Here is a 20,354-nt window from a genome sequence, read left to right as displayed (position 1 = left end):
CATTTGTTGGTTGCTCTCACCCCGCTATGCTGAAAATCACTCGCGCGCCCGGCGCTGTGCACCTGTCCGTGACGATGCGGAGGCGCCAGGGGAATTCGGGCGCCCTCGTAGTTGTTGGAAAGGGCATGACCGTGACGGAACTCCAGTGGGCTGAAATCGATCGACGTGCGGTGGACACCGCCCGACTTCTTGCGGCGGATGCCGTGGAGAAGGTCGGCAACGGCCACCCAGGCACGGCGATGAGCCTCGCCCCGGTCGCCTATCTGCTTTACCAGCAGGTGCTGCGCCATGACCCGACTGACACTGATTGGCTGGGCCGCGACCGCTTCATCCTCTCGGTCGGCCACTCGTCTCTGACGCAGTATGTGCAGCTCTACTTGGGCGGTTTCGGCCTCGAGCTCGAGGACCTCAAGGCGCTGCGCACCTGGGGCTCGCTGACCCCAGGACACCCCGAGTACGGCCACACCAAGGGTGTGGAGATCACCACCGGTCCGCTTGGGCAGGGGCTCGCCTCCGCCGTCGGCTTCGCATACGCTGCCCGCTACGAGCGCGGCCTGTTCGACCCCGAGACCGCGGCTGGCTCCAGCCCGTTCGACCACTTCGTGTACGTGATCGCCGGCGATGGCGACCTGCAGGAAGGCGTGACCAGCGAAGCCTCTTCGCTCGCCGGGCACCAGGAACTGGGCAACCTGATCGCGATCTACGACTCGAACCAGATCTCGATCGAAGATGACACGAACGTCGCCTTCACCGAAGATGTCGCAGCTCGCTACGAGTCCTACGGCTGGCAGGTCATCACGGTCGACTGGAAGAAGACTGGCGAGTACGTCGAAGACGTCGCCGAACTGCACGCCGCGATCGAGGCCGCCAAGGGCGAGACCTCGAAGCCGTCGCTGATCGTCCTCAAGACCATCATCGGCTGGCCGTCGCCCGGCAAGCAGAACTCGGGCAAGATCCACGGCTCCGCTCTCGGTGCTGACGAACTCGCCGCCACGAAGAAGGTGCTCGGCTTCGACCCTGAGCAGAACTTCGCTGTCGCCGACGACGTGATCGAGCACACCCGCGCCCTCGCGGCTCGCTCGGCAGAAGAGCGTGCAGCCTGGCAGAAGTCGTTCGATGCCTGGGCCGCTGCGAATCCGGAGCGCAAGGCACTGCTCGACCGGCTTGAGGCACATGAACTGCCCTCCGACATCGACGCCGCACTGCCTGTGTTCGAGGCCGGCAAGGAGGTCTCCACCCGCGCAGCATCGGGTCAGGTCATCAACGCCCTTGCCGCAGAATTGCCCGAGCTGTGGGGCGGTTCTGCCGATCTCGCAGAGTCGAACCTCACGACGATCAAGAATGCGCCGTCGTTTATCCCGACTCAGTGGTCCACGCACGAGTGGTCTGGCAACCCGTACGGACGGGTGCTGCACTTCGGCATCCGCGAGCACGCCATGGGCGCGATCATCAACGGCATCGTGCTGCATGGCCCGACCCGCGCCTTCGGCGGAACGTTCCTGATCTTCAGCGACTACATGCGCCCCGCAGTGCGCCTCGCAGCCCTGATGAACATCCCGAGCATCTACGTCTGGACGCACGACTCCGTCGCACTCGGCGAAGACGGCCCCACACACCAGCCGATCGAACAGCTCGCAACACTGCGTGCGATCCCGAACTTCACGGTGGTGCGCCCGGCCGACGCGAACGAGACCTCGGCTGCATGGCTCGAGCTGCTGCGCCGCAATGGCGGCCCCGCAGGTATCGCCCTGACCCGTCAGAACATTCCGGTGTTCGAGCGTGGCGATGACGTAGCATCCGGTGAAGTCTTCGCTTCTGCCGCCAACACTTCCAAGGGCGCCTACGTGCTCGCGGAGGCCCCGAACGGCACGCCTGACGTCATTCTGATCGCGACGGGCTCTGAGGTGCAGCTTGCTGTCGCCGCACGCACGACACTCGCGAGCGAGGGCATCAACGCCCGCGTCGTCTCTGCTCCGTCACTGGAGTGGTTCGACGAGCAGGATGCCGCGTACCGCGAGTCGGTGCTTCCGAAGTCCGTCACCGCTCGCGTTTCGGTCGAGGCAGGGTCATCCTTGACCTGGCACGGCATCGTCGGCACCAATGGCCGTTCCGTCGCGATCGACCACTTCGGCGCATCAGCAGATTACAAAACCCTTTTCCAGCAGTTTGGCATCACCGCCGAGGCCGTCGTCGAGGCGGCACGCGAGACAATCAAGGAGAACGCATGAGCACCCCGACTTCTCAGCTTCACGACGCCGGCGTCAGCATCTGGCTCGATGACCTCTCGCGCACCCGCATCAACTCTGGCAACATCGCTGAGCTGATCGAGTCCCGCAACATCACCGGCGTCACGACGAACCCGACGATCTTCGCGAACGCGATCACGAACCCGGATGACACGTCATACGACGCGCAGGTCACCGAGCTCGCCGCCTCCGGCGCCACAGCGGAGGAAGCTGTCTTCGCTGCGACGACTCAGGACGTTGCGGCAGCGCTCGATGTCTTCCGCCCGGTATGGGAAGCGTCCGGTCATGTCGACGGTCGTGTCTCGATCGAGGTCTCCCCCGACCTCGCACATGACACGGACAACACCGTCGCCCAGGCCAAGGAACTGTGGGCGAAGATCGACCGTCCGAACCTGCTCGTGAAGATCCCCGCCACCAAGGCTGGCCTCCCCGCGATCGCTCAGGCAATCGGCGCTGGCATCAGCGTCAACGTCACGTTGATCTTCAGCCTGGAGCGCTACGCCGAGGTCATCGAGGCTTATCTCACGGGTCTCGAGACCGCGAAGGCTGCTGGCATCGACGTGTCGAGCATCCACTCGGTCGCGTCGTTCTTCGTGTCGCGTGTGGACTCCGAAACAGACAAGCGTCTTGAGGCCATCGGCACCGACGACGCCCTCGCGCTCAAGAGCAAGGCAGGACTCGCCAACGCGCGTCTCGCCTACGAGCTGTTCGAGCAGACCTTCGCAAGTGACCGCGCCAAGGCGCTTCTGGATGCTGGCGCGAACCTGCAGCGGCCGCTGTGGGCCTCGACCGGCGTCAAGGACCCGGCACTGCCCGACACCCTCTACGTGACGGAGCTTGTCGCGCAGGGCGTCGTGAACACGATGCCGGAGAAGACGCTTGAGGCGACCTTCGACCACGGTGTTATCACCGGCGACACGATCACGGGTGGCTACGAAGAGGCACGTGCAGTCTTCGCCGGGCTCGCCGAAGTCGGCATCGACTTTGCTGATGTCACCCAGGTTCTCGAGGATGAGGGAGTCGCAAAGTTCATCGATTCCTGGCATGACCTGCTGACCCAGGTCGCCAAGGGGCTCGAGGCACAGCGATGACCTTCTCGATCCACGCCTCTGGCGCGGCCAAGGTCGCGATCGATGAGGTCGTACCCCGCCTCGTCGGCGACCTCATCGCTTCCCGCATCACGGGGTTCGATGCAACTCTCTGGGGCGAAGCTGCAGAGGAAGAAGCATCGAAGCGTCTCGGCTGGATCGAGGCCGTCTCGGTCTCCCGCCCGCTGGTCGCCGAGATCAACGCGCTGCGAGACGAACTCCACGCCAAGGGCGTGAATCGTGTGGTCCTCGCCGGCATGGGCGGATCATCACTCGCTCCGGAGGTCATCTCCCAGACAGCTGGTGTCGCGCTCACGATCCTCGACTCAACTGCCCCTGGACAGGTGCTCTCGGCGCTCGATGAAGGCCTTGCAGCGACCGTTCTCGTCGTGTCATCCAAGTCGGGCTCCACGGTCGAGACCGACTCGGCAAAGCGTACGTTCGAGGCGGCTTTCCGCGACCTCGGCATCGACCCGACTGAGCGCATCGTCGTGGTGACCGATCCCGGCTCACCGCTCGATGTCGCCGCGCGTGCGGACGGTTACCGTGTGTTCAACGCCGACCCGAATGTCGGGGGACGCTATTCCGCTCTGACGGCATTCGGTCTGGTTCCCTCCGGACTCGCCGGCGTCGACATCGACGAGCTTCTCAATGAGGCTGAGGCGACGTTGCTGCAGGTCGCCGTTGATCGGGCAGACAACCCTGCGCTGCGTCTCGGCGCTGCGATCGCTGCCACCAACCCGCGCCGTGACAAGCTCGGCCTGGTCACAGACGGCACGCACATCAAGGGCCTCCCGGACTGGATCGAACAGCTCATCGCAGAATCCACCGGCAAGGAGGGCACCGGCATCCTTCCGGTCGTTCTGCTTCCGGTCTCCCCTGAGATCGAGAACGTCCCTGCCGATCTTCAGATCGTGCGCTTGGTCGACGACGCGAACGAGTTCCACCTGCGCGAACGTCACCAGGGCGAGATCCTCGTCAGTGGCTCGCTCGGCGCGAGCTTGCTGGTCTGGGAGTATGCTACGGTGATCGCCGGCTATCTGCTCGGGATCAATCCCTTCGATCAGCCAGACGTCGAATCAGCCAAGATCGCTACTCGCGGTCTGCTGGATGCTCGTCCGGAACCGACCGCACCGGCATTCGTCGAGAACGGCATCGAAGTTCGGGTCTCCGACCCGGCTCTGGCCGCATCTGGCAACATCGAGGCAGTGATGGATGCCCTGTGGGCACAGCTGCCCGAGGACGGCTACGTCTCGATCCAGGCATACGTGAATCGCCTTGAGTTGCCGCAGCTACAGGGCCTGCGCGAGCTGGTCGCGGCCGACTCCGGTCGACCGACCACGTTCGGCTGGGGCCCGCGCTTCCTGCACTCGACCGGTCAGTATCACAAGGGCGGACCCGAGCAGGGTGTGTTCCTGCAGATCCTCGAGCGCACCGACGTGGATCTCGAGATCCCGGAGCGCCCGTTCACCTTCGGTCAGCTCATCCAGGCACAGGCCGCCGGCGATGCCGGTGTGCTCGCCGAGCATGGTCGTCCTGTCGTGTCTCTCACGATCACGGATGACTCGGCCGATGTGCTCGCCCTGTTCGAAGCCGCCCAGAAGTAGTCCGTAGGAGAAACCCCCGCCGATGACCGTTCCCGTATCACGCGGCCACAACCCGCTGCGCGACCCCGACGACCGTCGCCTCAATCGCATCGCAGGTCCCAGCGCGCTGGTGATCTTCGGTGTGACCGGTGACCTGTCGCGCAAGAAGCTCATGCCCGCGGTATACGACCTCGCGAACCGGGGGCTTCTGCCCCCTGGATTCGCACTGGTCGGCTTCGCCCGCCGTGACTGGAAAGACCAGGACTTCGCCCAGGTCGTCTACGAAGCGGTGAAGGAGCACGCGCGCACTGAGTTCCGCGAGGAGACCTGGCAGCAGCTGCTGCAGGGTATCCGTTTCGTCTCGGGTGAGTTCGACAACCCGGAGTCGTTCGCGAAGCTGCGCGAGACCGTCGAAAAGCTCGATGTGGAACGTGGCACGATGGGCAATCACGCCTATTATCTGTCGATTCCGCCGAAGGCGTTCCCGCTCGTGGCCAAGCAGCTGAAGGACTCCGGGCTCGTCGGCGAGGACCGCGGCGAGGATCAGTGGCGTCGCGTGGTGATCGAGAAGCCATTCGGTCACGACTTGGACTCGGCGCGTGCGCTGAACGAGGCGCTAGAGGTGGCGTTCCCCGCGGACTCCATTTTCCGCATTGACCACTACCTCGGCAAGGAGACAGTGCAGAACATTCTGGCGCTGCGCTTCGCGAACGAGCTGTATGAGCCGCTGTGGAACCGAAACTACGTCGACCACGTGCAGATCACCATGGCCGAGGACATCGGTGTTGGCGGTCGTGCCGGATACTACGACGGCATCGGTGCGGCGCGTGATGTCATCCAGAATCACCTGCTTCAGCTGCTGGCGCTCACCGCGATGGAAGAGCCCATCAGCCTTTCCGCAGAGCACCTGCGCGCCGAAAAGGAGAAGGTGCTCGCTGCGGTGAAGCTGCCTGAGGACCTGTCTCTGGCCACTGCCCGCGGGCAGTATGCAGGTGGCTGGCAGGGCGGTCAAGAGGTCGATAGCTTCCTCGGCGAAGACGGCATGAACCCTGAGTCTGTCACCGAGACGTACGCAGCGATCAAGTTGGAGATCGCGAACCGTCGGTGGGCGGGCGTGCCCTTCTACCTGCGCAGCGGCAAGCGTCTTGGGCGCCGAGTGACCGAGATCGCCGTGGTCTTCAACCGCGCACCTGAGCATCTGTTCGGCCGCAGCAACGCGGCGGAACTCGGTCAGAACGCGCTCGTGATCCGCGTGCAGCCCGATGAGGGCGTCACGATCCGCTTCGGTTCGAAGGTTCCTGGCGCCGGCACCAACGTGCGCGATGTGACGATGGACTTCGGTTACGGCCATGCGTTCACCGAAGCGAGTCCCGAAGCCTATGAGCGGCTCATTCTCGACGTGCTGCTGGGCGATCCGCCGCTGTTCCCCCGTCATGAGGAGGTGGAGCTGAGCTGGAAGATCCTCGACCCGGTAGAGAAGTACTGGGCAGCAGTCGGTGGCCCGCTGGAGCAGTACGCCCCCGGTTCCTGGGGACCGGCATCCGCTGATGCCCTCCTTGCCCGCGACGGACGCGTCTGGAGACGACCGTGATCATCGACCTTCCCGATACGACCGTCAGCCAGGTCGCAAAACATCTCGTCAAGGTACGCGAAGAGGGCGGCGCTGTCGCACTCGGACGCGTGCTTACGCTCATCATCTCTGCGCGCAACGGTGTGGCCGAGGCCGCTATCGATGCAGCCAACGATGCTTCTCGCGAGCACCCGATGCGTGTCATCGTGCTGACCACTGGCGATGGAGACTCTCACCTCGACGCTCAGATCCGTGTCGGTGGGGATGCTGGCGCGAGTGAGGTCGTCGTCCTGCGTGCCTACGGCGCGGCAGCCAGTAACGAGGAAAGCCTCGTCACCGGATTGTTGTTGCCAGATGCACCTGTTGTCGCATGGTGGCCGGAGGACGCACCGATCGATCCGGCAAATTCGCCGCTGGGCCGCATCGCGCAGCGCCGCATCACGGATGCCGCAACCACTCCAGATGTGCGCGATCGACTCGCACTGCTCGGTAGGACCCATGCACCGGGCGACACCGATCTGGCATGGACCCGTCTCACACACTGGCGCGAGCAGCTCGCAGCGGTGCTTGACCAGCCTCCCTTCGAGACGATCACGGCCGCAGAGGTTCTGGGCGCTGCGGCATCCCCATCCACCGCGTTGCTCGCTGCATGGTTGCGGTTGTCGTTGGATGTGCCGGTGCGCTGGCAGTACGAGGATCCATCGCACTGGGATGCTGGCATCAAGTCGGTGCGGCTGACCCGCGCGAGCGGCGATATTCTGCTCGAGCGACCGGAATCCAGCGTGGCGGTGCTCACACAGCCGGGCCAGCCTGATCATGAGCTGCACCTTCCTCGTCGCACCCTGCGCGAGTGCCTGGCCGAGGAGCTCCGGCGCCTCGACCCCGACGTCCTGTACGGTCGAGTGATCACTGAGGGCTGGGAGAAGCTGGGTCCGCCCGAGACTGGAGAGTGAACGGCATGCAGCCATCATCCGCGGAGAAACTGGTCGTCGTCGAGCGAACCCCCGCCGCCCTCGCGGCACGGGTCGCAGACCGATTCCTCACGCGCGTCAAAGCGCGCACGAAGAACGGTCGAATCGCGCACATCGCCCTCACCGGCGGCTCGATGGGCGGCGCGGTTCTCCGCGCGGTCGCTGTGCACCCGAAGACGAGCAAGATCGACTGGTCGCTGGTACATTTCTGGTGGGGCGACGAGCGCTTCGTCGCCGCTGACGACGCGGATCGCAACGCGCTGCAGTCGCGTGCGGCGCTGCTGGATCACATCGACCTTCCGGCCGAGAACGTGCACGAGGTTGCAGCTGCAGACAGCGGACTGACGCTTGACGAGGCTGCCGACGCGTACGTCGCCGAGTTGGCGAAGTACGGCACGGATGAGCACCCGTGGCCGTCGTTCGCAGTGTGTTTCCTCGGCGTCGGACCTGACGGTCACATCGCCTCGCTGTTCCCTGATCGTTCGGAAGTCACCGAGACGGATGCTGCGGCACTGCCTGTGCGGGACTCCCCCAAGCCGCCGCCGGAGCGAGTGACACTCACCCGCCCGGTGATCAACTCGTCTAAGCGGGTCTGGCTGGTGCTCACCGGCGCGGACAAGGCTTCAGCGCTGGGTCTTGCTCTTGCCGGTGCGAGCTACACCAGCGTGCCTGCCGCGGGCGCCAAGGGGCGCAAGCGCACGATCTTCTTCGTCGATCAGGCTGCCGCCGCTGAGGTTTCCGAAGACCTCATCGACCAGGGCTACTGATCGCTGCGCTCGACGCCAGGGCCGTAGCCGTGTTCCGGTCCGTTTCCTGGGCGGTTCTCGGCCCCTGAGTCGAACTCAGCGCCCGAGTCTGTCGAAGGCGTCCCCGCAGAGTCATTGCTCCCCCGGCTGATTCCGAGATCCTGGCTCTCGCTCAGCACCTGGGGGTGGTAGCGAGCCAACCAGATGACACCCCAGACGGCGATCGCCCCGGCTACTCCGAAGCAGATCAGTACCCAGCCCGGCGCCGCAGAGGCTTCGCCGAGTACGAGCATCCCAATCAGGACCGCCACCATCGGATCAACGACGGTGAGCCCTGCGATGACGAGATCCGGCGGTCCGGAACTGTACGCGGTCTGCACGAAGTAGGCGCCCACTGCTGATGCGGCGACGAGTGCGATCACGCAGACCAGCGTCACCCATTCGAATTCCTCCGCCTTCACTCTCTCGATGACAGCCTTAGCCAGGGTCGCTACGAATCCGTAGAGAATGCCAGCGCCGACAACATAGAAGAGCGCGCGCATGCGGTGGCGAAGGATCAGCCAGCATCCTCCGAGCACGATGATCACGACCAGCAGTATCGCGAGGATCGTGAAGAGCTGCCGATCGCTGATCTCCTGCTCTGTCGCGAAGATCGCCGCGAAGAAGACGAAGATGAAGATGCCGCCGACGCAGGCGCCGATAGCAATGAGAGACTTCTTGGTCGGAGTGTGCCCTGAAATGTGCGCGTTCAGCAGCGTCGTGATCACGAGCGCGATCGCACCAAGCGGTTGCACGACGATCAATGGCGCGAACGACAGTGCAGCGAGCTGGCAGACGATCGCCAGAAAAAGCATCAGAGTGCCGACAAGCCAAGAGGGTCGAGTCAGCAACCGCTTGAGCTGCTCGAGGCTGAGACCGGTGGTTCCGGCTGCGCCGCTGAGACGCTCAACCTTCTCTACGCCCCTGTGCTGATATTGCGCACCGAACGACATGAACACAGCGCCGGCGAGAGCCAGCGGGATGCCAAGGAGCAGCCCCGGGTTCGCAAATGCACCGACGAGCTGGTCGCCGACATCAGCCGCTGTAGTCCACACGCTCGCACTCACACGGAAAACATTACCTGGCACAGGCAACACAGTAGGGTTGTGGCGTGGCCGTTCTACCGATTCGCATCATGGGCGATCCTGTCCTGCACTCCCCCGCATCCGTCGTCGAAGAGATCAACGATGAGATCCGCACCCTTGTAGCCGACATGTACGAGACCATGGACACGGCTCCCGGCGTGGGTCTTGCCGCCCCGCAGGTCGGCGTGCCGCTGCGCATCTACACGTACTCCTACCCCGATGAGGAAGATCAGCCGTGGCGCGGCGTGCTGATCAACCCCGTGCTCTGGATGTCGCCGCCCGAGCCTGGTGAACCCGATCCCGACGAAGAATCCGAAGGATGCCTCTCCTTCCCCGGTGAGCGCTTCCCGCTGCGCCGCGCCGAGCGCGTGCTCGTGACGGGCCTCAACCTGGACGGCGCGCCGGTGCGCATCGAGGTCGACGGCTGGCGCGCGCGGATCATGCAGCATGAATTCGATCACCTGGACGGCATCCTCTACGTGGACCGACTTTCCGACGGCGATTGGAAGACGGTGCAGAAGATCGCACGCAAGCAAAAATGGGGACGTCCTGGTTCGAGTTGGATGCCGGGCGTCGATGATCTGGAAAGCTAAGTGCGTACAGCCTTTCGATTGCAATTTCAAAGTTGCGGCATAGATTCGCGCTGAAGTAGCGTTCCCTGTGGCGAGGATTTCATCCGCGACCGAATGACGATCCTTGGAGGGGACACAAATCATGAGAATGCGCACACGTAGCGCGCTGGCTTTGGCCGGCACGGCTGTCGCGTTAAGCCTCGCACTGACCGGATGCAGCGCGCTGAGCGGCATCTTTGGCGGCGGCGACGCCGAGCGCGACGACAAGGGGAACGTCACCGAGGAGTCGACAATCGACATCTTCGCGCTGAAGGTCGGCGACTGCATGCCCGCCAGCGACACCGACGGAGAGATCTCCGATGCCGATGTCGTGCCGTGCACTGAACCGCACGCGGACGAGGTGTTCTTCGAGTTCGAGCTTGCAGACGGCGACCTGCCGAGCGAAGAAGAGATCACCGCCGAGGTTGAAGCCCAGTGCGTCCCGGCATTCAACGACTTCGTCGGGTTCGACTACTACGAATCCGCCCTCGACTTCTGGTGGCTTACTCCCACTGAAGACACCTGGACCCAGGCGAACGACCGCCTGGTGCAGTGCGTGATCTACGAACCGGATCCCGCTGATGAGACAGGCAAGGCGCAGCTCGAGGTCACCGGATCCCTGGAGGGCGCCGGACGCTGATCCCTCAGCTCACAAAGACGAGACCTCGCCATCCGGCGGGGTCTTTTCTTTGTCGCGATCTAGTTGCCAGCCAGACTAGTTAGGCATACGATCTAGCCATGAGCGCAGAACAGTGGCCCAGCGAGTGGCTGAGAGGCGTGCTCGGAGTCTGCGTGCTGCGCGCATTGCTCGACGGTCCGAGCTACGGGTACGCAATCACCCAGCGCCTGGCCGCAGCCAACCTGGGGGACATCAAAGGCGGCACGCTCTATCCTCTGCTCGGCCGCCTCGAGCAGTCCGGACACGTCGAGGTCGAGTGGCGCCCGGGAGATGGCGGACCCGGCCGGAAGTACTTTTCATTGACTGAGCAGGGGCGCACACACGCGCGGTCCCTGTCCAACGACTGGGCCGCCTTCACCAAGACCACCCGAGAGTTCACCGACGGCGCGCTGGCACGCGACCAGCAGAGCGCCTGATGACATCGCCATGAGCAGAAAGGGAGCCACGATGGACAAGGGCGACATGTGGAGCTTCGACTCGACGACATACGCGCGATTGACGCCGAGTGTCGAGAAGAACTGGGTCGAGAAGTTCGTCCTCGAGCAGCGCTTCCTCGGCGTTTCGGGGAGGCGGATCGGTGACTCACTGGCCCTCGTAGAAAGTCACGTGGCCGAGTCTGGAGAGAGCGCCGCCGCCGCATTCGGTGACCCCCAGACTTATGCCAAGGAGGACGCGCCGGACCAGGCCGAGCGACCCTCCGTTCGCATTGATCACGGGTGGGGGCTTGGCATCTTTCTCGGCTTGGCAGGCATGCTGCTGAGCACCTTTAGCGCTCAGGCCAGCTTCTCCGGTGAACTCACACTGCAAGTGACTGTCGGACTCGTCGTCGTGCTCGCGATCGTTGCGGGGTCGGTCGCACTCGTCCTCGGCGCGCCGCAGATCCTCCGACGGGTGTTCGCTGACGTTTCGGTGCGGAGGTGGGTCGGTTGGATGGTGCTGCTCGCAGCGATAGTCGGGGCACTCGTCCTGTTTCGTCACCCGGTCGGAGATATCGGTGTCGGGACCGCGCTGATCATTGGCGCGGCCCTGATCACTGCCGGTCTCCTCCTGCAACTGCGCGCGTACCTCGGCGGTCGCGTACAGGAAGATCCAATCGTCGGCCCGGGTGAGAATCCTTCCAGATCCGGGGCAAGCCTGTTCGCCGTCTTGATCTTCCCTGTCGCGACCATCACCATGATCGGCGTGTCCTGGCTGCTTCTTCAGATTCCCGAGCTCGTCTAGCCGCGTGCCTCAGCGACTGCCTGGCGACGCTGACAACGGTCGTCAGCCGGCCGTGTCCTCCGTTTCCGGCTGCTGGCGGCTTGGAACGGTGATGCCAGTGACGAGTAGGCCGAGCACTCTCGAGTAGCCGTGCTGGCGGAGACTGCCATTCCGCGGGATGCTAGGCCCATGCAATTCCTCGGTGTGCTGTGGCGGTATCCCGCGATCATCCTCACGGTCGTTGTCTTCGCTGGCGTAGCCGTTCTCCATGCCACGAGCGAAGACACGGCAGGGAGATGGGCTGCGACTGCGTATGTCGGGGCGTTCGTCGTATGGACGCTAGTGAAGATGGTGCGGGATGTGATCCGCGGGCACGTCGGCCTCGACATCCTCGCGGTGGTAGCGATGGTCGCGACGCTTGCAGTCGGGGAGTATGTCGCGGCGCTCATTATCGTCCTGATGCTCTCGGGCGGAGAAGCGCTTGAGGATTTCGCGGGCCGCCGCGCGAAGCGCGACCTGTCGGCGCTGCTGGATCGCTCGCCGCGCATTGCGCACGTCGTCAAGCATCCGCATGGGCCCGATTCTGGTGATGTGCAGGATGTCCCCGTGGACGCCGTCACGATCGGCGATGTCCTACTCGTGCGCCCTGCGGAGATCGTGCCGGTGGACGGCATGCTCCTCAACGACTCAGGGACCTTCGATGAGTCGTCACTCACCGGAGAAAGCATGCCAGTGACCCGCGAGGCTGGTGGTGAGGTGCTCTCAGGCGCGATCAATGGGTCCCAAGCGGTGCGGATTCGAGCAGTCCGACGAAGCGACGACAGTCAGTACCAACAAATCGTTGCGCTCGTCCACGCTGCTGAGAGTTCCCGTGCCCCGGTGGTGCGTCTCGCCGATAGATTCGCAATCCCCTTCACCGCCATCGCTCTCGTACTTGCTGGCACCGCCTGGACGATCTCGGGAGATTCGACTCGATTCGCCGAAGTGCTCGTTCTGGCGACCCCGTGCCCACTTCTCATCGCCGCTCCCGTTGCATTCCTGGGCGGACTCTCCCGGGCAGCAAAAGCCGGGGTGATCCTGAAGGGCGGTGCGGTAATCGAGCACCTGGCGCGAGTGCGATCCGCCGCGTTCGACAAGACCGGCACACTCACCGAGGGCAGGCCGACCCTCATTGACGTTCGCGCCGCCCCCGGAGTCGACGCTGATGAGCTTCTGATGCTTGCAGCCTCTGCTGAGCAGTACTCTTCGCACGTCTTTGCGGACGGGATCCGCGCGGCCGCTACCGCTCGGGGCCTCACGCTGCATGCTGCAGACGAAGCGCGTGAGGTCGCGACGAACGGTGTAACGGCCATCATCGAGGGCCGCACCGTTGTCGTCGGCAAACCTGCATACATCTCGGCCCTCGCTCCAGATACGGTGCGTGCGACGCTCGGCATCGGAGAAGCCGCGGCCTATGTTGCAATTGACGGCCAGTTTGCCGGGGCCCTCGTGCTTGCCGATGCTGCCCGACCTGAAGCATCTGCTGTCGTCTCTTGGTTGCGGGAAAACGGCGTCGAACGTCTCATGATGCTCACCGGTGATGCTCAGTCAACGGCGGAGTCGATCGGTCACCAGGTGGGTGTCGATGACGTTCACGCTGAGCTCCTGCCCCCGGAGAAGGTACGTCTCGCAGCCGAACTCCGTCCACGACCAATGATGATGGTCGGCGACGGAGTCAACGACGCACCCGTGCTCGCCGCAGCCGATATCGGTATCGCCATGGGCGCGAGGGGGGCGACCGCCGCCGGGGACGCCGCCGATGCCGTCATCCTCATCGATTCCCTCACCAGGGTCGTCGACGCCGTCTCAATCGCGCGACATACTCTTCGTGTGGCCCTCGCCGCGATCTGGATCGGCATCGGGCTGAGCGTAGCCCTCATGATCATCGCGATGACCGGGCTTATCCCGGCAGTCGCCGGGGCCCTCATCCAAGAGTTCGTCGATCTCGCGACGATTCTGTATGCCCTCCGCGCACTCGGCGGCCCGGCCAGCGGGCTCAGCATAGACGCGCCACGTGAGACCGAAGCAGGAGAAATCCCGACCGCGTCGAGAACGAGCACCGGCGACTGAGGAGGGGGTAGTGATGCGAGTACTCATCGAAGCTGCCTTCCATCGGTACCCGGACGTCACCCACGGGCTCGCCGCGTACGCCGCGCTCCCCGACCTGCTGCTCTGGCTGCCAACCCTAGACAGCGCACGCACGCACGCCAGTAACTGCGGTTGATGAATATGCGCCGCTCCCCGGTTCGGCCGGTCGCTCAGCATGCAGCCGCACTGACCGGAAGACGATGTAGTGATGCGCGTCGGGCGAGCCTGTGCACAGTTGAACTCGGAGGAACCGTGAAAAAGGCGCCACATCAGGTTGAGGCTCTGGCTCTCTAGCGCGAGGCTGGGTGCAGCAGTACGCTCTGGACAACCGGAGCAGCTGAAAGGTGGCGGTCAACATGGCCATGAACGAGCCAAGAGTCGATCCCGAGACAGAGGCCGCGATCGATCGCGCCCTCGATGCGGCGAACCTGCGTGCCGGAGGCTCTACCGCTTCAGTCGTCCACCCGGATCAGGGGGAACCCATCGCCGACGACGGGGCCTCGGGCGGGGACGGAGACTAGAGGCAGGGTGCTCCGAGGCTACAGGGGCGCTCCCGGTCGGTGAGGTGATCGGCGAGCCGCTCGATGGCCCCCGATAGCTCGGCTGGCTCAATGACAGTCACCGGAGCGGTGAGCGCTATCTCGGCAACCGTCATCGCGAGCCGTCCGAGGTCTTCGCTGCGGATCCGGACGACACAGTGTTCTGCCTGCGCCTCTCTCAGAGTGTGGTCGGCCCATCGGAGGACGCTCTCGACTTCCGCGAAGGGTGCGTGAATGACGAGTGTCGCATCGTGATGGCGCTCCGTGCGGCCGATCGAGCTCGCGACGAAGTCCGCGGCGTCTCCGCCCGGAATCGTGCGGGGCGTGAATTGACTGCCGACCGGCCGCGGCTCCCGGATCCGGTCCAGTCGAAATGTCCGCCAATCGCCGCGCTGCCCGTCCCAAGCGACGAGATACCACCGTCGCCCGGCTGTAACGAGATGGTGCGGCTCGACGTGCCGCCTGCTGCTCTCGCCGCCGCTTCGTAAGTAGTCGAACCGCGCGTGCTCATGGTCGCGACATGCCGCTGCGAACACACTCAGCGACTCTGGATGGATGACGTCGTCGTCGACTGCCCGCCGCAGTGTTGCGACGCTTGAATGCAGCGCCGACACGCGTCGGCGTAGTCGATGGGGCAGGAGCGCTTCGATCTTCGCCAGCGCGCGCAGCGACGTCTCCTCTATCCCGCTGACGGCGGCTTCAGTGGCGTATCGCAATCCGATCGCCACCGCGACGGCTTCCTCGTCGTCGAGGATCAGGGGTGGCACGTGAGTTCCCGTCGCGAGCCGGTAGCCGCCGTACTTCCCCGAGGTGGAATTGACCGGATAACCGAGCTCGCGTAGGCCGTAGAGGTCGCGGCGCACCGTTCGCTCGGTCACCCCGAGCCGAGCCGCAAGTTCAGCACAGGGCCAAAAGCGGTGGGTCTGCAGGAGCGACAACAGCTGCAGGGCTCTGCCGGTCGAATTGGTTCTCATGAGTTCAGCTTGCCGAGGATCTAGGACATCTGGTGTCCAGAATGCTCCGTACGGTCTGAGCAACCACCGATCCAGACCTGCGATCGGTGCCGAACTCGAAGGAGCATCCGTGAACCTGCCCGATTTCCCAAACCCCACCCTTGTCCCCGTCAACGGCATTGAACTCGAAGTCTTCGAAGCAGGACGAGAGAACGCCGGGCACCCCATCGTGCTGTGCCACGGATGGCCCGGGCACGCCTCCGTCTGGCGGCATCAGGTGCCTGCCCTCGTCGTTGCGGGGTACCACGTCATCGTCCCGAACCAGCGTGGCTACGGCAACTCCTCGCGGCCGACTGACGTGACGGCCTACGACATCGAACACTTGTCGGGCGACCTTGTCGCACTTCTCGATCACTACGAGTACGACAATGCCACCTTTGTCGGTCACGACTGGGGCGCAAACGTCGTCTGGGGGCTGACACTGCTGCACCCGGACCGTGTGGACAAGGTGATCAACATGAGCCTGCCCTACCAGGAGCGCGGAGAGATTCCGTGGATTGAACTCATGGAAGCCGTGCTCGGCGGCGACTTCTACTTCGTCCACTTCAATCGACAGCCCGGCGTCGCAGACGCCGTGTTCGACGAGAACACCTTCCAGTTCCTTCGCAATCTGTATCGGAAGAACGAACCCCCCAGGCAGCCTCAGCCGGGGATGGCGTTCATCGATCTCGCCAGAGCGGACGCACCATTCGGCGAGCCCGTCATGAGCGACTACGAACTCGCCGTTCTCGTCACCGCCTTCGAAATCTCAGGATTCACGGGCGGTGTGAATTGGTACAGGAACCTTGACCGCAACTGGCATCTGCTCGCCGACGTGGACCCGATCATTCACCAGCCCGCGCTCATGATCTACGGCGACAAAGACATGATCCAGAAGTCCGAGACGCTTGCAGACTTCGTGCGAAACGTAGAGGTCGTCAATCTGGACTGCGGGCATTGGATCCAGCAGGAAAAGCCCACCGAGCTCAGCGAGGCGATCTTGAGCTGGCTGAAACGGCAGGACGCAACGCGCGTTCAGTAGGCTACGCGTGTCCTTTCGAGGGTACGGTGCAAATCAGAGCCGGGAAGCAGGGAGGATCCCGGCCAGCCTGAGATCGCGGTCGCGATATCAGTCGAAATCGATGGGGATTCGAGTCACCGAGGATATGAGACATTCTCGATTGCGGATGCTCCTACCGACCTTCGGCACAACCACTGTGCGGCGTGAGTCGGCAACTAAGATATCCATACGATGCGAAGGAGATCTAACGATGGACCCGTTGACTGCTTGGAATCTAAATTTCGGCCTCATGACCGCGGCTCTCCTGATCGTCGTGGCGGCCGTCGTTTTTTCAATCCGCCGATTTATGCGCAGGTATAACGGCAACGAGAATGCGCCAACGGTGGAGCGCCCGAACCCCTCTCGTGAGGACTAGACGCGCATCCGTGTCTCGCATCCCATGGGTTCCGCGACAGGTGAGTTACGGGACCGTATCGATCCAACCGATACTGTGCCCTCAAAACTCTTCGGCGGGGACGGTATCTGTGGCACTAATGGAGTACGCATCAAGATTGGGATCCTCAAGGATCCGTTTCGCTGTGCTCCGGGTGCAGCCGACGAGGAGGCTTCGCGCGTAGATGTCCTGACCGACGAACCAGTGGAGATCCGAAGGCCACCAGTACATCGGTACGCGCCCCGTCGCCGTAGTTGGCAGCACTAGGGCGCGATACTCATCGACCAAAGTGCCGGAGTAGAGCACCATCTCGCGTTGATACGGCGAGAACATCACCGCCGGTCCGTGTATTTCCATGGCATACCCGTCCCAGGACGCGAAGTAGTGGGTGCTCTGATCCGGTTCGAGTGCTTTGATGAGTGGCTTTACGAGGCTGACGGGTGGATTCCCCATATCGGGTTCCCTCCAGTATCCGTCCGGAAGCACAACGCCTTCAACGGACGCGAACTCAGGCCACTGCATCCATGCCTGGGGCTCGATTCCGTTCCTGCTCACGACATCCGTCCAGGAGACAGTGGAGCCGTCTCGAAGCTCGATCGGATTGAGGATACGCACATACGATTCGTAGCCGGGTGGGACCACCGACGTCACTCTGTCACCCGTCGCATCGAGCAGTTTGGCGACAGTCTCGGCCGGACGCAGATCAAGCTCATGTCGCAATGGGCACATGGGTGAAGACTACTGAGGCCCGATCGCCGAATCCAGAGCGCCTCTGCTCACGCGGTCGCCCGGTGCGTCGCATTTTCCATGGGCATCGAGACGGTGAGGTGTGAGACACCTTCGCCGGCATCAGTCATTACCGCTCGGGGACGGTGCCCTCGTAGTCCTGCCACGTTCCGGAGAGAGCTTCCATAGCCCACTGCTGATGTTCTTTAGGCACGTCATGGCCCGCAAAATCCATCACGATGTAGTGGACGACGAAGCCATCGTCCACGGTCGCTGCATACTCAGCGGCGCGTTCGCGACTGCCGAACCTGTAGTAGGACGCTTCGGTGGTCGTATAGGCCTCGACGCAGTCCAATGTTGTTCCGCATCGTTCCGCAGTAACGTCTCGAGGATTAGTGCTGACGTCCGGTTCGTACTCAGCTTCCACCACCATCTCGAGCGTCAGCAACCTGTGGTTGTCGATGAGCGCGCAACCTGCCACGGCTGCCCCAACGATGATGAGCGCCGGTACCGCGAGAAACGGTCTATACGACATGGGCCCTAGTTTGACATGCAGCTGCATGTCGCATTTCCCGTTGGCGGCTTCAAAGGGTCGTAGCCACACAGAGCTTTCGATACACAACCATGCCGACCGCTGAATGTCAGGTCCGCTTGACATTCTCGCCGGATGCGCGCGATCTTGGATGTCAAGTGCGCATTACATTTTGAAGGGACCGAATGACCGTGTGGAAGTACGTCGTTGCCGCCATCTCGCTGCTGGCTGTGATGATCGTCGGACTATCTCTCGGCGATCGCTTCGATCTCGAGTGGCTTCGGATCGCGACATTGGTCGCCACCCCGGTTCTCGCCAGTACGGGGGTGATGATCATCAAGACCCGCAATCAGCGTCACTCGCGTTCCATGGAGCCGGGCAGCGTCGAACGCGAGGCCGACGTTCGGGCACGCGCGGATGCGTTTGTCGACGCGCTGGTACTCACCGCAGTTGCGCTCGCGCTGAGCACCATCTTTCCGCATATCGCGGGCTGGGTGCTGCCACTCGCACTTCTTATTGGATTTGTGGTGTCTTATTGGCTGCGAAGGGCGATGGACCGTCACGATGCGCGTCGCGAACAGTCTCCGTGAGCATCGCCGGTCGGTCGGCCTCACGCAGGAGGAACTGAGCCGCAGGTGCGGTGTTTCCCGTCAGACGATCATCGCGATCGAGCGAGGTGTCCACCTGCCCACGCTCACGCTCGCGTTGACACTTGCCGAAGAACTGAAGATGCCGCTCGACGCTCTCTTCCGGCTCGAACGCTCGATCGCTCGGAATTAGGCGCCTTTGCTGACTGCAAAGCAGCCAACTGCCGATGGTCAGATGTTGACGGCACATGTCTCATATTTGATAAGTTTCGTGACGCCCAGGCCATGAGACACCTGTTGCTCCTGATTTTCCAAGTGAAAGTAGGGCTAACGTCGCCGCCTCGAAGGCCGCAGTGGACGCCCCGAAGTAGGCACCATAAGGTTTCGAGACACTGAGGTTATGAGACACCTCTGCGGATCGAGTTATCCTGCGTAGACGTTCTCAGAGATCAGAGTCGTTCCCTCGGGAGCTGCCAGGCCGTCAGGTACGAGGCCGAAGGCGCCGGCGACCCCGCCGACTCTGAGAGATCCGTCGCCGCAACTGACGCCCCACTCATCACCCTCGGGGACAACAACAAGACAAACGAGTGAATCCTCAGACGCCTCAGCGAGCCAGAGCGACACCCCATCATGCTCACCGACGAATCGACTCGACGAGACATCGACTTTTTCATACGCGTAGTCGGCCAGTTGAGGAAGCTCATCCTGAGGTCCGCGATCACCTTGCAGGTCGGAGAACGTTTGTCCTGCACTGGCGCAGCCGCTCAGCGCGAGGGCCACTGCGACGGGCAGCGCGGCCAGGGCGGTGCGACGTGATTGCGACATAGCCATGATCATCGCTCATAGAGGCGAGACGCGTCAACGTTCAGTCCCACCTTGCGCCGACCAGTCGACTCGCCCATGAGGCGATCCCGCTACGGACAGCTACCCGTCCTTCCAGGTATCGTCGACCGCATGATCTCAACGCTCGATTAACACTCGCTCATTTTCCTTGTGGAGTCGTCCGCGCGTGACGGCGGCCGGATTACTGGTGAAGCCACCAGCGATGGCGAGACCCCATCGCTGACCGACGACATAGGCCGCTCGGTGACCATCGCTTTTCGCTTGCTGGGTGAGCATCACGCAATGAAGTCATTCCTGGAAGCGTTGAGCGCTGCCAACAAGTCCCGTGGGCCGCAGACTCTACAGCTCGACCTGAAGGATGCGATTCATGCGCTGCAGCAGTGCGTCCCGAAGCTCAGCGATAGCGAGTATCGCAATCTCACAATGTACATTCAGGCCAACGCTGAGCCACATTGGGGCACGGCGCTCTAGCCGCTCCCCACGCATGAACAGCACCACCTCAGTCCGGCCGGCCAAGGCTGGCGCTTGGCTCTCACAGCCAATCACTGACGGCAACGGCGGAATTGCACCGAGCCGAGGCGTCGGGGCGCCAGATCCCCGCAACACGGGTGCCCCGTGGGATCCGGTATCTCGTAACCTGATTGTCGCGTAACCCATGGGTGGCGAGTTCAAGCGGTGAGCGCAACGCCCTGAGTTCTGCGGGGTGTTCTCGATGGTTCGACCATTGTCGCCG

Annotated in this window: 22 protein-coding genes; 17 read left to right on the top strand and 5 right to left on the bottom strand. The window is 63.3% G+C overall.

All coding sequences use genetic code 11. The annotated features are described in order from the left end of the window. Positions 1-125 precede the first annotated feature (125 nt). The 6 genes from tkt to pgl are packed head-to-tail and all read left to right on the top strand — an operon-like array spanning position 126 to position 8,228. Positions 126-2,228, top strand: a complete 2,103-nt coding sequence (gene tkt, locus AC1C2Q_RS17290; RefSeq protein WP_495451145.1) for a transketolase — start codon at positions 126-128, stop codon at positions 2,226-2,228. Next, on the top strand, positions 2,225-3,337 hold the full coding sequence (gene tal, locus AC1C2Q_RS17285; protein ID WP_495428697.1) for a transaldolase: 1,113 nt from the start codon (positions 2,225-2,227) through the stop codon (positions 3,335-3,337). Before tkt ends, tal begins: the two co-directional genes overlap by 4 nt. Continuing rightward, on the top strand, positions 3,334-4,941 hold the full coding sequence (locus tag AC1C2Q_RS17280; protein ID WP_495451144.1) for a phosphoglucose isomerase-related protein: 1,608 nt from the start codon (positions 3,334-3,336) through the stop codon (positions 4,939-4,941). Before tal ends, AC1C2Q_RS17280 begins: the two co-directional genes overlap by 4 nt. A 22-nt stretch (positions 4,942-4,963) precedes the next feature. Continuing rightward, complete coding sequence (gene zwf / locus AC1C2Q_RS17275) at positions 4,964-6,511, top strand: glucose-6-phosphate dehydrogenase (protein ID WP_495428695.1); 1,548 nt, start codon at positions 4,964-4,966, stop codon at positions 6,509-6,511. Then, positions 6,508-7,443, top strand: a complete 936-nt coding sequence (locus AC1C2Q_RS17270; protein WP_495428694.1) for a glucose-6-phosphate dehydrogenase assembly protein OpcA — start codon at positions 6,508-6,510, stop codon at positions 7,441-7,443. The genes zwf and AC1C2Q_RS17270 overlap by 4 nt, the downstream gene beginning before the upstream one ends. Positions 7,444-7,448: 5 nt before the next feature. Then, a complete protein-coding gene (gene pgl / locus AC1C2Q_RS17265; RefSeq protein WP_495451143.1) occupies positions 7,449-8,228 on the top strand; it encodes a 6-phosphogluconolactonase in 780 nt (259 codons plus the stop codon). Here pgl and AC1C2Q_RS17260 read toward each other — a convergent pair. After that, positions 8,222-9,313 (bottom strand): DMT family transporter, encoded by a 1,092-nt coding sequence (locus AC1C2Q_RS17260; RefSeq protein WP_495451142.1) that lies wholly within the window; start codon positions 9,311-9,313, stop codon positions 8,222-8,224. The two genes, pgl and AC1C2Q_RS17260, sit on opposite strands and share 7 nt — an antisense overlap. 44 nt (positions 9,314-9,357) lie before the next feature. On the opposite strand from AC1C2Q_RS17260, the gene def reads away from it, so the two are divergent. The 7 genes from def to AC1C2Q_RS17225 all read left to right on the top strand — a co-directional run bounded on the left by def (position 9,358) and on the right by AC1C2Q_RS17225 (position 14,469). After that, positions 9,358-9,924, top strand: a complete 567-nt coding sequence (gene def / locus AC1C2Q_RS17255) for a peptide deformylase (protein WP_495428691.1) — start codon at positions 9,358-9,360, stop codon at positions 9,922-9,924. 127 nt (positions 9,925-10,051) lie between these two features. Then, positions 10,052-10,582 (top strand): septum formation family protein, encoded by a 531-nt coding sequence (locus tag AC1C2Q_RS17250; protein WP_495451141.1) that lies wholly within the window; start codon positions 10,052-10,054, stop codon positions 10,580-10,582. 98 nt (positions 10,583-10,680) lie between these two features. After that, on the top strand, positions 10,681-11,037 hold the full coding sequence (locus AC1C2Q_RS17245; protein ID WP_495451140.1) for a PadR family transcriptional regulator: 357 nt from the start codon (positions 10,681-10,683) through the stop codon (positions 11,035-11,037). Positions 11,038-11,047: 10 nt separating this feature from the next. Continuing rightward, entirely contained in the window at positions 11,048-11,842 is a 795-nt protein-coding gene (locus tag AC1C2Q_RS17240) for a hypothetical protein (protein ID WP_495451138.1), read from the top strand. A 168-nt stretch (positions 11,843-12,010) separates the two neighbouring features. Next, positions 12,011-13,930: a heavy metal translocating P-type ATPase gene (locus AC1C2Q_RS17235; protein ID WP_495451137.1), complete on the top strand. Its 1,920-nt coding sequence runs from the start codon at positions 12,011-12,013 to the stop codon at positions 13,928-13,930. 10 nt (positions 13,931-13,940) lie between these two features. Next, on the top strand, positions 13,941-14,084 hold the full coding sequence (locus AC1C2Q_RS17230; RefSeq protein ID WP_495451136.1) for a hypothetical protein: 144 nt from the start codon (positions 13,941-13,943) through the stop codon (positions 14,082-14,084). Between the two features lie 226 nt (positions 14,085-14,310). After that, positions 14,311-14,469: a hypothetical protein gene (locus AC1C2Q_RS17225; RefSeq protein ID WP_495451135.1), complete on the top strand. Its 159-nt coding sequence runs from the start codon at positions 14,311-14,313 to the stop codon at positions 14,467-14,469. Here the strand turns inward: AC1C2Q_RS17225 and AC1C2Q_RS17220 are convergent. Further along, on the bottom strand, positions 14,466-15,461 hold the full coding sequence (locus AC1C2Q_RS17220; RefSeq protein WP_495451134.1) for a helix-turn-helix transcriptional regulator: 996 nt from the start codon (positions 15,459-15,461) through the stop codon (positions 14,466-14,468). The genes AC1C2Q_RS17225 and AC1C2Q_RS17220 overlap by 4 nt on opposite strands. 109 nt (positions 15,462-15,570) lie before the next feature. Here AC1C2Q_RS17220 and AC1C2Q_RS17215 point away from each other — a divergent pair, with 109 nt between their 5' ends. Then, positions 15,571-16,521 carry an alpha/beta fold hydrolase gene (locus tag AC1C2Q_RS17215; RefSeq protein ID WP_495451133.1) on the top strand — a complete coding sequence of 317 codons (951 nt, stop codon included), beginning with the start codon at positions 15,571-15,573 and terminating at the stop codon, positions 16,519-16,521. A gap of 475 nt (positions 16,522-16,996) precedes the next feature. Here the strand turns inward: AC1C2Q_RS17215 and AC1C2Q_RS17210 are convergent, their stop codons facing one another. Next, positions 16,997-17,662, bottom strand: coding sequence for a hypothetical protein (locus tag AC1C2Q_RS17210; RefSeq protein ID WP_495451132.1), 666 nt, complete (start codon positions 17,660-17,662; stop codon positions 16,997-16,999). Between the two features lie 127 nt (positions 17,663-17,789). Next, a complete protein-coding gene (locus AC1C2Q_RS17205) occupies positions 17,790-18,194 on the bottom strand; it encodes a hypothetical protein (RefSeq protein ID WP_495451131.1) in 405 nt (134 codons plus the stop codon). Between the two features lie 182 nt (positions 18,195-18,376). On the opposite strand from AC1C2Q_RS17205, the gene AC1C2Q_RS17200 reads away from it, so the two are divergent. Beyond that, entirely contained in the window at positions 18,377-18,781 is a 405-nt protein-coding gene (locus AC1C2Q_RS17200) for a hypothetical protein (protein WP_495451130.1), read from the top strand. Beyond that, positions 18,756-18,971, top strand: coding sequence for a helix-turn-helix transcriptional regulator (locus AC1C2Q_RS17195; protein WP_495451129.1), 216 nt, complete (start codon positions 18,756-18,758; stop codon positions 18,969-18,971). Before AC1C2Q_RS17200 ends, AC1C2Q_RS17195 begins: the two co-directional genes overlap by 26 nt. Positions 18,972-19,201: 230 nt before the next feature. On the opposite strand, the gene AC1C2Q_RS17190 is transcribed toward AC1C2Q_RS17195, so the two are convergent. After that, the gene (locus AC1C2Q_RS17190; protein WP_495451128.1) at positions 19,202-19,603 is read right to left on the bottom strand and encodes a hypothetical protein; all 402 of its coding nucleotides are present in this window, start codon (positions 19,601-19,603) and stop codon (positions 19,202-19,204) included. Positions 19,604-19,771: 168 nt separating this feature from the next. On the opposite strand from AC1C2Q_RS17190, the gene AC1C2Q_RS17185 reads away from it, so the two are divergent. Next, positions 19,772-20,092, top strand: a complete 321-nt coding sequence (locus AC1C2Q_RS17185; RefSeq protein WP_495451127.1) for a hypothetical protein — start codon at positions 19,772-19,774, stop codon at positions 20,090-20,092. The last annotated feature ends 262 nt before the right edge of the window (positions 20,093-20,354 follow it).

It is taken from the genome of Microbacterium sp. Y356 (assembly GCF_059445355.1).
The sequence above is the reverse complement of the archived record's forward strand: the minus strand, read 5'-3'. Positions and strand labels throughout refer to the sequence as shown.

What these genes read in the sequence shown, in the direction of transcription:
- AC1C2Q_RS17210 (WP_495451132.1), bottom strand. Translation starts at nt 17,662, where the DNA reads ATGTGCCCATTGCGACATGAGCTTGATCTGCGTCCGGCCGAGACTGTC.
- AC1C2Q_RS17240 (WP_495451138.1), top strand. Translation starts at nt 11,048, where the DNA reads ATGAGCAGAAAGGGAGCCACGATGGACAAGGGCGACATGTGGAGCTTC.
- AC1C2Q_RS17250 (WP_495451141.1), top strand. Translation starts at nt 10,052, where the DNA reads ATGCGCACACGTAGCGCGCTGGCTTTGGCCGGCACGGCTGTCGCGTTA.
- AC1C2Q_RS17280 (WP_495451144.1), top strand. Translation starts at nt 3,334, where the DNA reads ATGACCTTCTCGATCCACGCCTCTGGCGCGGCCAAGGTCGCGATCGAT.
- AC1C2Q_RS17225 (WP_495451135.1), top strand. Translation starts at nt 14,311, where the DNA reads ATGAACGAGCCAAGAGTCGATCCCGAGACAGAGGCCGCGATCGATCGC.
- zwf (WP_495428695.1), top strand. Translation starts at nt 4,964, where the DNA reads ATGACCGTTCCCGTATCACGCGGCCACAACCCGCTGCGCGACCCCGAC.
- AC1C2Q_RS17245 (WP_495451140.1), top strand. Translation starts at nt 10,681, where the DNA reads ATGAGCGCAGAACAGTGGCCCAGCGAGTGGCTGAGAGGCGTGCTCGGA.
- AC1C2Q_RS17235 (WP_495451137.1), top strand. Translation starts at nt 12,011, where the DNA reads ATGCAATTCCTCGGTGTGCTGTGGCGGTATCCCGCGATCATCCTCACG.
- AC1C2Q_RS17195 (WP_495451129.1), top strand. Translation starts at nt 18,756, where the DNA reads ATGCGCGTCGCGAACAGTCTCCGTGAGCATCGCCGGTCGGTCGGCCTC.
- pgl (WP_495451143.1), top strand. Translation starts at nt 7,449, where the DNA reads ATGCAGCCATCATCCGCGGAGAAACTGGTCGTCGTCGAGCGAACCCCC.
- AC1C2Q_RS17200 (WP_495451130.1), top strand. Translation starts at nt 18,377, where the DNA reads ATGACCGTGTGGAAGTACGTCGTTGCCGCCATCTCGCTGCTGGCTGTG.
- AC1C2Q_RS17205 (WP_495451131.1), bottom strand. Translation starts at nt 18,194, where the DNA reads ATGTCGTATAGACCGTTTCTCGCGGTACCGGCGCTCATCATCGTTGGG.
- tkt (WP_495451145.1), top strand. Translation starts at nt 126, where the DNA reads ATGACCGTGACGGAACTCCAGTGGGCTGAAATCGATCGACGTGCGGTG.
- tal (WP_495428697.1), top strand. Translation starts at nt 2,225, where the DNA reads ATGAGCACCCCGACTTCTCAGCTTCACGACGCCGGCGTCAGCATCTGG.
- AC1C2Q_RS17220 (WP_495451134.1), bottom strand. Translation starts at nt 15,461, where the DNA reads ATGAGAACCAATTCGACCGGCAGAGCCCTGCAGCTGTTGTCGCTCCTG.
- AC1C2Q_RS17190 (WP_495451128.1), bottom strand. Translation starts at nt 19,603, where the DNA reads ATGTCGCAATCACGTCGCACCGCCCTGGCCGCGCTGCCCGTCGCAGTG.